This is a genomic window from Rhodosalinus sediminis (assembly GCF_003385555.1).
GTDB lineage: Bacteria > Pseudomonadota > Alphaproteobacteria > Rhodobacterales > Rhodobacteraceae > Rhodosalinus > Rhodosalinus sediminis.
On the sequence record NZ_QOHR01000001.1, the window covers coordinates 274915 to 286696 of the forward strand.

Annotated in this window: 10 protein-coding genes; 9 read left to right on the forward strand and 1 reads right to left on the reverse strand. The window is 73.6% G+C overall.

Going from position 1 to position 11782, the window contains the following annotated elements; genetic code table 11:
* Window positions 1-5 precede the first annotated feature (5 nt).
* The 9 genes from DRV84_RS01375 (at window position 6) to recN (ending at window position 10024) form a co-directional block, all read left to right on the forward strand.
* The gene (locus DRV84_RS01375; RefSeq protein WP_115977945.1) at window positions 6-260 is read left to right on the forward strand and encodes a DUF2484 family protein; all 255 of its coding nucleotides are present in this window, start codon (window positions 6-8) and stop codon (window positions 258-260) included.
* Entirely contained in the window at window positions 247-1218 is a 972-nt protein-coding gene (murB, locus tag DRV84_RS01380; RefSeq protein WP_115977946.1) for a UDP-N-acetylmuramate dehydrogenase, read from the forward strand. The genes DRV84_RS01375 and murB overlap by 14 nt, the downstream gene beginning before the upstream one ends.
* A 113-nt stretch (window positions 1219-1331) precedes the next feature.
* The gene (locus tag DRV84_RS01385; protein WP_115977947.1) at window positions 1332-2267 is read left to right on the forward strand and encodes a D-alanine--D-alanine ligase; all 936 of its coding nucleotides are present in this window, start codon (window positions 1332-1334) and stop codon (window positions 2265-2267) included.
* Window positions 2255-3136: a cell division protein FtsQ/DivIB gene (locus DRV84_RS01390; RefSeq protein ID WP_115977948.1), complete on the forward strand. Its 882-nt coding sequence runs from the start codon at window positions 2255-2257 to the stop codon at window positions 3134-3136. The genes DRV84_RS01385 and DRV84_RS01390 overlap by 13 nt, the downstream gene beginning before the upstream one ends.
* Before the next feature lie 6 nt (window positions 3137-3142).
* Window positions 3143-4477: a cell division protein FtsA gene (gene ftsA / locus DRV84_RS01395; protein WP_115977949.1), complete on the forward strand. Its 1335-nt coding sequence runs from the start codon at window positions 3143-3145 to the stop codon at window positions 4475-4477.
* Between the two features lie 177 nt (window positions 4478-4654).
* Window positions 4655-6238, forward strand: coding sequence for a cell division protein FtsZ (gene ftsZ / locus DRV84_RS01400; RefSeq protein WP_115977950.1), 1584 nt, complete (start codon window positions 4655-4657; stop codon window positions 6236-6238).
* A gap of 230 nt (window positions 6239-6468) precedes the next feature.
* On the forward strand, window positions 6469-7389 hold the full coding sequence (gene lpxC, locus DRV84_RS01405; RefSeq protein WP_115977951.1) for a UDP-3-O-acyl-N-acetylglucosamine deacetylase: 921 nt from the start codon (window positions 6469-6471) through the stop codon (window positions 7387-7389).
* 111 nt (window positions 7390-7500) lie between these two features.
* On the forward strand, window positions 7501-8352 hold the full coding sequence (locus DRV84_RS01410) for an outer membrane protein assembly factor BamD (protein ID WP_115977952.1): 852 nt from the start codon (window positions 7501-7503) through the stop codon (window positions 8350-8352).
* Between the two features lie 19 nt (window positions 8353-8371).
* Window positions 8372-10024: a DNA repair protein RecN gene (recN, locus tag DRV84_RS01415; RefSeq protein WP_115977953.1), complete on the forward strand. Its 1653-nt coding sequence runs from the start codon at window positions 8372-8374 to the stop codon at window positions 10022-10024.
* Window positions 10025-10356: 332 nt separating this feature from the next.
* Here the strand turns inward: recN and DRV84_RS01420 are convergent, their stop codons facing one another.
* Window positions 10357-11613 carry a Coenzyme F420 hydrogenase/dehydrogenase, beta subunit C-terminal domain gene (locus tag DRV84_RS01420; protein ID WP_115977954.1) on the reverse strand — a complete coding sequence of 419 codons (1257 nt, stop codon included), beginning with the start codon at window positions 11611-11613 and terminating at the stop codon, window positions 10357-10359.
* Between the last annotated feature and the right edge of the window lie 169 nt (window positions 11614-11782).

Consider the following 11782-nt stretch of genomic DNA (forward strand, 5'->3'; position numbering starts at 1 on the left):
GGCGCGTGACGCTCTCCCTCACGCTCTTCTGCCTCTGGGCCGTGATGGCCAATGTCGCCGCGATGATCCCCTCGCGCGACCGCCACCGCCGCCGCGCCGTGGCGCTGATCGCCACGGGCCTCCCGCTCGTGGGCTTCATGGCTTACGAGACCGGGCCCTGGATCGGCCTGCTGACGCTCGCCGCCGGCATGAGCGTGCTGCGCTGGCCGGTGGCGTATCTGATGCGCCGGATCGGCGGAGGCGGCGATGCGGCTTCCTGAGGTGCGCGGCCGCCTGACGCCGGCGAAGCCGCTCTCGGAGCTCACCTGGCTGCGGGTGGGCGGGCCGGCGGAGTGGGTGTTTCAGCCGGCGGACCTTGACGATCTGGCGGATTTCCTGCGCGGGCTCGACCCCGGGGTGCCGGTCTTTCCGATGGGGGTCGGCTCCAACCTGATCGTGCGCGACGGCGGCCTGCGGGGCGTGGTGATCCGGCTCGGGCGGGGGTTCAATCACGTCCGGGTGGAGGGCGAGCGCGTGATCGCGGGCGCCGCGGCGCTCGACGCGCATGTGGCGAAGCGCGCGGCGGAGGCGGGGCGCGATCTGACCTTCCTGCGCACGATCCCGGGCGCCGTGGGCGGCGCCGTGCGCATGAACGCGGGCTGTTACGGCACCTATGTCGCCGATCGCCTGATCGAGGCGACCGCCGTCACCCGCGCGGGCGAGGTGGTCCGCCTCACGCCCGGCGATCTGGCCTTCCGCTACCGCGAGACGGACCTGCCCGCGGGCTGGGTGCTGACCGAGGCGGTCTTCGCCGCCCCCGCGGGCGATCCGGAGGCGCTGCGCGACCGGATGGCGGATCAGCTCGCCCGCCGCGACGCGACGCAACCCACGAAGGAGCGCACCGCCGGCTCCACCTTCCGCAACCCGGCGGGGTTCTCCTCCACGGGGCGCGCCGACGACACGCACGAGCTCAAGGCCTGGACGCTGATCGAGGCGGCGGGGATGCGCGGCGCGCGCCTCGGCGGCGCGATGATCTCGGAAAAACACGCCAACTTCCTCGTCAACGCCGGTGGCGCGACGGCCGCGGAGCTGGAGGCGCTGGGCGAGCGCGTCCGAAAAAGGGTTTTCCACGCAAGCGGAATAGAGCTAGAATGGGAAGTGATGAGGGTCGGTCAACCGGCCCCTGACGAGAGCCGGGACGACGCAGAAGCCCGGCCCGATCGAGGCAGGCGCGACTGAGGCAGACGGCAGTCCGCCGCACACCACGACCAAAGAGACCCGGCCGGCGTCCGCCGCGCGGGGTATGACAATTCGGGCGCGGACCCGAGGGGCAGTGCGAGGCGAACGCGGGGATGTCGGGCAGGACACACCCCAGAGTGGCGGTTCTGATGGGCGGTCTTTCGGCCGAGCGGGAGGTGTCGCTCTCCTCGGGGCGCGAGTGCGCCGCCGCGCTCCGGGGCGAAGGCTTCGACGTGGTCGAGATCGACGCGGGCCACGACCTGCCCGACCGGCTGGCCGAGGCGGCGCCCGACGTCGTGCTGAACGCCCTGCACGGCCGCTGGGGCGAGGACGGCTGCGTGCAGGGCATGCTCGAGTGGCTGGGCCTGCCCTACACCCATTCCGGCGTGCTGGCCTCCGCGCTCGCCATGGACAAGCAGCGCTCCAAGGCGGCCTTCGCCGCCGAGGGGCTGCCCATCGCCGAAAGCCGGATCGTGCCCCGGGCCGAGGCCGAGGCGGGCCACGTCCTGCCGCCCCCTTACGTCGTCAAGCCCAACGCCGAGGGCTCCTCCGTCGGCGTCTACATGGTGGCGGCCGAGGCGGCGGCGCCGCCCGCGCTCGGCCCCGAGATGCCGGCCGAGGTCATGGTCGAGGCCTTCGCGCCGGGGCGCGAACTCACGACGACCGTGCTCGGCCCCGGCCCGGTGCAGGACGCGGCGTGCGCGCTCGGCGTCACCGACATCGTGACCGAGGGGTGGTACGACTACGCCGCCAAATACACCCCCGGCGGCTCGCGCCACGTCCTGCCGGCCGAGATCCCGGCCGAGATCGCCGCGCTCTGCGAGGACTACGCGATCCGCGCGCATGCCGCGCTCGGCTGCCGGGGCGTGAGCCGCACGGACTTCCGCTGGGATGAACGCCGGGGCGCCGAGGGGCTCGTGGTGCTCGAGCTCAACACGCAGCCCGGCATGACGCCCACCTCGCTCTCGCCCGAGCAGGCGCGCGCGGCGGGGATGTCCTTCGGGGCGCTCTGCCGCTGGATGGTGGAGGACGCGTCATGTGGCCGCTGAGGCGCCCGTCCGATCCGCGGCGCGATCCGGCGCCCTCGCGCTGGGCCTACCGGATGCAGCGGCTGATGCTGACGCCGGCCTTCCGGCTGACGCTGCGCGCGGGGCTTCCGGCGGCGGCGGTCGTCGCGGCGGGCGCGCTCTGGCTCGGCGATGCGGAGCGGCGCGCGCATCTCCTCGGCTACGTCGCCGAGGCGCGCGCGGCGATCGAGAGCCGGCCGGAGTTCCGGGTGGAGCTCATGGCGATCGACGGGGCGAGCGCCGATCTCGCCGAGGAGATCCGCGCGACGCTCGCGCTCGACCTGCCGACGACGAGCTTCGATCTGGACCTCGACGCCCTGCGCGAGACGGTCGCCGCACTCGCGCCGGTCGAGTCGGTGAGCCTGCGCATCCGGCCCGGCGGCGTGCTGCAGCTGGAAGTGACCGAGCGCGTGCCCGCCCTCGTCTGGCGCAGCGCCGAGGGTCTGCACCTGCTCGACGCCGAGGGGCACGCCGTGCGCCGGATCGCGGCGCGGACGGACCGCCCCGATCTGCCGCTGATCGCCGGCGAAGGCGCAAATGCGCACGTTGCCGAGGCCCGCGCGCTCCTGTCGGCGGCGCGGCCCATCGCGCCACGCGTGCGCGGGCTCGTCCGCGTGGGCGAGCGGCGCTGGGATCTCGTGCTCGACCGCGGGCAGCGGATCATGCTGCCGGCCGAACGCCCGCGCCGGGCGCTCGATCGCGTGATCGCGATGGACGGGGCTCAGGATCTGCTCGCGCGGGACGTGACGGCGGTGGACATGCGCCTCGCCGGGCGGCCGACGCTGCGGCTCGCGCCCGCGGCGATGGAAGAGATGCACCGCATCCGGCGGATCGAATGGGGAGAGGACTGAGGCGGAATGAACGAGCTCTATCAATCCCAGCGCGCGATGCGCGCGATGCGCAAGGCGGCGATGCAGCGCGGCGTCGTGGCGATCCTCGACGTGGGCACCTCCAAGATCGCGTGCCTCGTGCTGCGCTTCGACGGGGCGGACCCGCGTCTCGACTCCGACGGCGTGGGCCCGCTCGCAGGGCAGGCGGGATTCCGGGTGATCGGCGCGGCGACGACGCGCTCGCGCGGGGTGCGCTTCGGCGAGATCGCCGCGATGCAGGAGACCGAGCTCGCCATCCGCACGGTGCTCAAGACCGCGCAGAACATGGCGCAGATCCGCGTCGATCACGTCATCGCCAGCTTCTCGGGCGCCGAGCCGCGGTCCTACGGCCTCGCCGGCGAGGTGGAGGTCGCCGAGCAGACCGTGAGCGAGCACGACGTCGCCCGCGTGCTCGCCGCCTGCGAGGTGCCGGACTACGGCGCCGGGCGCGAGGTGCTGCACGCGCAGCCGGTGAACTTCGCGCTGGATCACCGCACGGGGCTCTCCGACCCGCGCGGCCAGATCGGCAACGCCCTCGCCGCGGACATGCACATGCTGACGGTCGACGCGCAGGCGGTGCAGAACCTCGCCCAGGCGATCAAGCGCTGCGACATGGAGCTCGCGGGTCTCGCCTCCTCAGCCTATTGCGCGGGCATCTCGGCGCTCGTCGAGGACGAGCAGGAGCTCGGCGCGGCCTGCATCGATATGGGCGGCGGCTCCACCGGGGTGTCGATCTTCATCAAGAAGCACATGATCTACGCCGATTCGGTGCGCATGGGCGGCGACCACGTCACCGGCGACATCTCGATGGGGCTGTCGGTGCCGACCTCGGTCGCCGAGCGCATCAAGACCTTTCACGGCGGGGTCGTGGCCACCGGCATGGACGACCGCGAGATGATCGAGATCGGCGGCGACACCGGCGATTGGGAGCACGACCGCCGCACGGTGAGCCGGGCGGAGCTCATCGGCATCATCCGCCCGCGGGTGGAGGAGATCCTCGAGGAGGTGCGCGCCCGCCTCGACGCCGCCGGCTTCGAGCACCTGCAGAGCCAGCAGATCGTGCTCACCGGCGCGGCGAGCCAGATCCCCGGCCTCGACGGGCTGGCCTCCCGCATCCTCGGCCAGCGGGTGCGGCTCGGCCGACCGATGCGCGTGCACGGTCTGCCGCAGTCGGTCACCGGGCCGGGGTTTTCCGCGGCGGTGGGCCTCTGCCTCTTCGCGGCGCATCCGCAGGACGAGTGGTGGGACTTCGAGATGCCGGCCGAGAGCTACCCGGCGCGCAGCCTGCGCCGCGCGGTGCGCTGGTTGCGGGAGAACTGGTGACCCCCAGATGTCCGCATCTCGGCAAAATACCGCGAAAAGAGGCTGGACACGCGCCATATTTGGCCGCTTTCGACGCATTTTCGCGTGACGTAATGGCGACGAGTCGGTAGGATCGACCCCGACAGGCAGACAGAGGGCTCGCGCAACGGGTCCGGAGAACGACAGGCGGACAGAGCGATGACACTCAACCTTTCCCTGCCCGGGCAGGACGAGCTGAAGCCCCGGATCACGGTCTTCGGGGTCGGCGGCGCCGGGGGCAACGCCGTCAACAACATGATCGACAAGGAGCTCGGCGGCGTCGATTTCGTCGTGGCCAACACCGACGCGCAGGCGCTGCAGCAGACGCGCGCGGAGCACCGGATCCAGCTCGGCATCAAGGTGACCGAGGGGCTGGGCGCGGGCGCGCGCGCCAGCGTCGGCGCCAAGGCCGCCGAGGAATCGATCGAGCAGATCGTCGATCACCTCGCCGGCGCGCACATGTGCTTCATCACCGCCGGCATGGGCGGCGGCACCGGCACCGGCTCGGCCCCGATCATCGCGCAGGCCGCGCGCGAGCTCGGCGTGCTGACCGTGGGCGTCGTGACCAAGCCCTTCCAGTTCGAGGGCGGCAAGCGGATGCGCCAGGCCGAGGAGGGCGTCGAGGCCCTCCAGAAGGTGGTCGATACGCTCATCATCATCCCGAACCAGAACCTCTTCCGCCTCGCCAACGAGAAGACGACCTTCACCGAGGCCTTCTCGCTCGCCGACGACGTGCTCTATCAGGGCGTGAAGGGGGTGACCGACCTCATGGTGCGGCCGGGCCTCATCAACCTCGACTTCGCCGACGTGCGCGCGGTGATGGACGAGATGGGCAAGGCCATGATGGGCACCGGCGAGGCCGACGGCGAGGATCGCGCGATCCAGGCCGCCGAGAAGGCGATCGCCAACCCGCTCCTCGACGAGATCAGCCTGCGCGGCGCCAAGGGCGTGCTCATCAACATCACCGGGTCGCACGACCTGACGCTCTTCGAGCTCGACGAGGCCGCCAACCGCATCCGCGAGGAGGTGGACCCCGACGCCAACATCATCGTGGGCTCGACGCTGGACACGGAAATGGCCGGCGTGATGCGCGTCTCGGTCGTGGCCACCGGGATCGACGTGAGCGCCGAGCAACAGGAGGTGCCCGCGCCGCGCCGCTCGCTCTCGCGCCCGCTCGAGCGCGAGGAGCCCGCGGCGGCGCCGGAGCCCGAGGTGCAGCCCGAGCCGCAGGAGCGCTACGAGGCGCCGGCCCCCACCGAGGTCGCCCCGGCGGCCGAAGACGGCCCGCTCTTCGCGCAGGCCGAGGACGCCGAGCCGCCGGTCGAGGACGACCTGCCGCCGCCCGCCTATCAGCCGCGCCGCGCCGAGCCGGAGGCGCCGGCCGCGCGCGCCGAGCCGGAGCCGGCCCCGGAGAACCCCGCCGCCGCGCAGGCGCCGGGGACGCCGTCGCCGGAGGCCCGCGCCCGCCTCGAGCAGGCGGTGCGCCGCGCGCCGCGCCCCGCGGGCGAGGCCGCGCGCGAGGTCGAGGATACGCAGGCCGACAAGTCGCGCTTCGGCATTAATTCGCTGATCAACCGGATGACCGGACATGAGGGCGGGCAGAAGGCGCAGCCCGCCGCGCAGCGGCGCACGCCGCCGACGCTCGGCGGTGCGGAAAGCCCGTCCTACGATCACGACGACGAGGCGGACCCGGATCAGGAGCGCATCGAGATCCCGGCGTTCCTGCGGCGTCAGGCGAACTGAGCGCGCCACGCCGCCACCTGGTTCGAAGGGGCCGCCGCCGCGCGGCCCCTTTTCTTTCGAAAACCGGGTGGATCGGGCCCGTGACGGCGGGTGTCCGCCTGTTGCAGACCGTCGCAATCCGTGAGTTGAGGCCGCCGCGGGCCCCGGGTTAACCGGTAAGCGGCGGCGGGTGAAACGCCCGACGATTGAGATCGGGCCGTCCGCGCCGGGGCGACGAGCGAGGGGCGATCGTGCAAAGGACAGTGAAGAGCGACCTGCGCTTCGAGGGCGTCGGCCTGCACACGGGCCGCGCGGCGCGCATGGTCGTGCGCCCGGCCGCCGCCGGGCAGGGCATCCGATTTCGGCGCACCGACGTCGTGCGCGGCGACCCGCTGATCCCGGCGCGCTGGGACGCGGTCGAGATGTCGCCGCTCTGCACGCGTCTCGTCAACGCGGCGGGCGTGAGCGTCTCGACGGTGGAGCACGTCATGGCGGCGCTCGCCGGCACCGGCATCCACGACGCCCTGATCGAGATCGACGGGCCGGAGGTGCCGATCCTCGACGGCTCGGCCGCGCCCTTCGTGCGGGCGCTGCTCGCCTGCGGCGCGCGCCGGTTGCCCGCGCCGGTGCAGGCGCTCGAGATCCTGCGCGAGGTGCGCGTCGAGACGGAGGCCGGCTGGGCCGCGCTCGCCCCCGCCGAGGGGGTCGAGATGGCGTTCCACATTGATTTTCCGGACGCGGCCATCGGGCGGCAGGACCTGACGCTCGACCTCGGCAACGGCGCCTTCGTGCGCGAGCTCTGCGACGCGCGCACCTTCTGCCGCCAGCAGGACGTGGAGGCGATGCGCGCCAGCGGCCTCGCCCTCGGCGGCTCCTTCGACAACGCGGTGGTGGTGGACGGGGCCTGCGTCCTCTCGCCCGGCGGGCTGCGCCGCGCCGACGAGGCGGTGCGCCACAAGATGCTCGACGCGGTGGGCGACCTCGCGCTCGCGGGCGGGCCGATTCTCGGCCGCTACACCGGCCACCGGGCGGGCCACGCGCTGACCAACCGCCTGCTCCGCAAGCTTTTCGCGACGCCGGGCGCGGTGCGGGGCGTGACCTGCGACGCCGCGCGCGCGGCCCGGCTGCCCGGCATCGGCGCGGATCTCGCGGAAATGCCGGCCGTCGCCTGACGCCGGGCCGGGATCGGCGCAAAGGCGTTTTGCCCCGCAATCAACTGTGCTAGGACCGGCGCGAAGCGGCGGCGGGCGAGGGCCGCGCCGCGCGTAGGGGGTGGAGTGCGGATGACCGGCACGAAGGCGCTGAGAGGGACGATCGCCGCGGTCTGCGCGGCGGCGCTGCTCGCGGGATGCGGCGACCGGCTGCGCGGGGGCTTCGGAGAGGACGCGCCCATCGAGTCCTTCAGCGCCCAGCAGATCTACGAGCGCGCGGAGTTCGAGCTGGCCAACGACCGCAACGAGAGCGCCGCCGAGTATTTCGCCGAGGTGGAGCGACTCTATCCCTACTCCGAATGGGCGCCGCGCGCGCTCGTCATGCAGGCCTTCGCCTGGCACGAGGAGGGCAACTACGAGGAGGCGCGCGCCGCGGCGCAGCGCTATCTCGACGTCTACCCGGCGACCGAGGACGCGCCCTACGCGCAGTATCTCCTCGCGCTCAGCTACTACGACCAGATCGAGGACGTCGGCCGCGACCAGGGCCTGACCTTTCAGGCGCTGCAGGCGCTGCGCGAGGTGATCGAGCGCTACCCCGAAAGCGAGTACGCGCGCTCCGCGATCCTGAAGTTCGAGCTCGCCTTCGACCATCTCGCCGGCAAGGAGATGGAGGTCGGCCGCTACTACCTGAAGCGCGGCCATTACGCCGCCGCCGCCAACCGCTTCCGCGTGGTGGTCGAGGATTTCCAGACCACGACCCACACGCCGGAGGCGCTGCACCGGCTGGTCGAGGCCTATCTCTCGCTCGGGCTCACCGAAGAGGCGCAGACCGCCGGCGCGATCCTCGGCTACAACTACCAGGGCTCCGACTGGTACGAAGACAGCTACGCGCTGCTCACCGGCGAGGGGCTGGAGCCGGAGGCGCGCGGCGACAACTGGCTCGCGGCCATCTACCGGCAGGTGATCCGGGGCGAATGGCTGTGAGACGCGGGGCGTAGCCTGCATGCTGCGTGCCCTCGACATCCGGGACATGCTGATCATCGACCGGCTGGAGCTGCGCGCCCGGCCGGGGCTCAACGTGCTCACCGGCGAGACGGGGGCGGGCAAGTCGATCCTGCTCGACTGCCTCGGCTTCGTGCTCGGCTGGCGGGGCCGCGCGGAGCTCGTCCGCGAGGGCGCCGATCAGGGCGAGGTCGTGGCCGAGTTCGCGCTCACGCCAGACCACCCAGCCCATGCCGTGCTCGCCGAGGCGGGGCTGCCGGACGAGGAGGACGCGCTCCTCCTGCGCCGGGCGAACCGGCGCGGCGGGACCAAGACCGCCTGGGTGAACGACCGCCGCGTCTCGGGCGAGATCCTGCGCCGGCTCTCGGACACGCTGGTGGAGCTTCACGGCCAGCAGGACGACCGCGGCCTGCTCGATCCGCGCGCGCACCGCGGCTTGCTGGACGCCTTCGGCGGGCTCGAGGATCAGGTCGCCGCCGTCCGCGCCGCCTGGGGCGAGCGGCGCGCGGCGCGCAAGCGCCTGGAGGAGGCCGAGGCCGCGCTCGCCGAGGCCCGCGCGGAGGAGGACTACCTCCGCCACGCCGCCGGCGAGCTCGACGAGCTCGCGCCCGAGCCCGGCGAGGAGGAGGCGCTCGACGCGCGCCGCCGGATGATGCAGGGTGCCGAGCGCGTGCGCGAGGACGTGGCGCGCGCGCAGACGGCGCTCGGCCCGCAGGGCGCCGAGGGCGCGATGGGCGACGCGCTGCGCTGGCTCGAGGGCGCCGTCGAGACGACCGAGGGGCGCCTCGAGGAGCCGCTCGCCGCGCTCTCGCGCGCGATGGTCGAGCTCGGCGAGGCGGTCTCGGGCGTCGAGGAGGTGCTTCAGGCGCTCGCCTTCGACCCTCTGGAACTCGAACAGGTGGAGGAGCGGCTCTTCGCCATCCGCGGCCTCGCGCGGAAGCATCAGGTGCTGCCCGACGAGCTGCCCGACCTCGCCGAACGCCTGCGCGCCCGGCTCGAGGCGCTCGACGCCGGGGAGGGCGAGATCGCCGGCCTCCGCGCCGAGGTGCAGGCGGCCGAGGCCGCCTACGACACGGCCGCCGAGGCGCTCACCGCCGCGCGGCGGGAGGCGGCCGGGCGCCTCGACGCCGCGGTGACCGCCGAGCTCGCGCCGCTGCGGATGGAGCGCGCCGTCTTCGAGACGCGCCTCGAGGCGGCCGAGCCGGGGCCGGAGGGGCGCGACACGGTGCAGTTCATGGTCGCGACCAACCCCGGCGCGCCGGCCGGCCCGCTCGACCGCATCGCGTCGGGGGGCGAGCTCAGCCGCTTCCTGCTCGCGCTCAAGGTCTGCATCGCCGCGCCCGACCGGGGCGTGACGATGATCTTCGACGAGATCGACCGGGGCGTGGGCGGCGCGACCGCCGACGCCGTGGGCCGGAGGCTGAAGGCGCTCGCCGACGGGGGGCAGGTGCTGGTGGTGACCCATTCGCCGCAGGTCGCCGCCCTCGGCGCGCATCACTGGCGGGTGAGCAAGCGGGTGGCCGACGGCGTGACGCTGACCGACATCGCGGCCCTCGACGCCGCGGGACGGGTGGAGGAACTCGCCCGGATGCTCGCAGGCGACCGCATCACCGCCGAGGCGCGCGCGGCGGCGGAGTCGCTCCTTGCGGGGTAGGGGGGGCGTGCTCGTACCCTGCGGATGAGGGGGGCGTGCGGCGCGTAGTGCGTCCGCGCACGAACCGCCCGTCACGCAGCGCACCCGCGCGTCACGGCCTGCGCCGACGGTCACGCACCGCCCCGCCCGTCACGGCCTGTACCGACGGTCACGCACCGCCCCGCCTGTCAGGCACCGAATCGTTCGTTAGCCACAGCGCCGCCCATAACGCACCACACCGCCGACGCACCACACCGCCGTTACGCAGCGCACCCGCCCGTCACGACACACCGCACCGCGCGTCACGCACCGGACGGCGCGTCAGGCGCCGCCCGTCACGTACGCGGCGCCCGTCACCCCGACCCGTCGCGCCCGTCCTCTCCGGCTTCGGGCGTGAGGCCGTAGCGCGCGGCGAGGCGCCAGACGTGGGCGGGCACCATGTTCTTCATCTTCGCGGGATGCGCGCGGCGCAGGTGCAGCACCGTCTCGATCGCCTTCATCTCGACCCGCGCGCGTGCGAACTCCAGCCCGCGCGGCCCCGTCCGCGGCTGGAGCCACGCCACCAGCGGGCGCAGCCAGTCGGGCATCCGGCGCAGCGGTAGCCCGCCCGCCGCGCGCTCGGTGTTGGCCATGAAGCCCTTCACGGCGGCCTCGCGCTTGCCCTTGTCGGTGAGCGGCGCGGTCGTCAGCCGGTCGCCGAGGGCCGAAAGCATCTCCTCGCCGCGGGCGTTGCGCGCGATCACCCATTGCTCGCCGTCGCCGGCCATGTAGCCCACCGTCACGTCGGCGAGGCGGTTGGTGTAGTCCACGCAGGTCTTGCAGGTCATCGGGAAGAAATCCGCCGGCAGGTCCGAGAGCGGCAGCTTCAGGAAGGGGATGAAGCGCGGCTTGCGGCCGTCGTCGAAGCGCAGCTCCACCCGGTAGTCGGCGCGGAACTCCAGGTAGCTGATCGTCTCGGGCCGGTCGTCCAGCCGGGCGAGGAAGTGGTGGAAGTTCTCGGTCGTCGTGTTGTCGGAACAGGGCGTGCCGATGACGTGGATGCGGTCGAAGCCCAGCTCCTCCTCCAGCGCGCGCAGGGCGTAGACCTGGCAGGGGATGCCGACGAGCGCGATGCGCCGGTGCCCGGCGGCGCGCGCGGGCTCCAGCAGCGCGAGCGTCGGCGCGTAGCCCATCCGCATGCCGCGGCAGCGCGCCATCGCGTCGGGGTCGGTGACGATCACCGGCTGCGGCTTCCAGCGGTCGTCGGGATGCGGCGCGACGGCGAGAACGGCGTCCACGGTGCCGGTCCGCAGGAGCTCTGCGGCGAGCGCGGTGGTGAGGCCGGTCCATTGCGCCCCCTCGGCGGGCGGGTCGAGGCGCGCGCGCCACATCGCGCGCGCGACGCCGAAGAAGGCCTCCTCGCCGTGCTCCGGGTCGGCGGCGCGGCCGTGGGCCTTCGCCTCGAGCGTGGGGTAATCGGGCCGGATGAACTGACACGCCCGCCCGCAGGCGCGCCCGTCGCCTATGCGCGAGACGCCGCAGTCGGTGCAGAGCCCGGGCCGCGCGGCGCCGCCGAGCGCCGGCGCGGAGATCCCCTCGGGCAGGTCGAGGTCGGAGGGGGGCAGGGTCATGCGCGGCTCCTGTATCGCGGGCCGAGTGTCGGTCCGGACGCCCCGGGTTGTCAAGTTGTCCTGACAGTCGCCCGCCGGGCCGGCCCGCCGCGCCATTCGCCTGCCGCATGGCAGCGATGTGCCCGGGGCTTGATACAGGTCAAGGAATCGGGCGCGCGCCCGCGCGAGT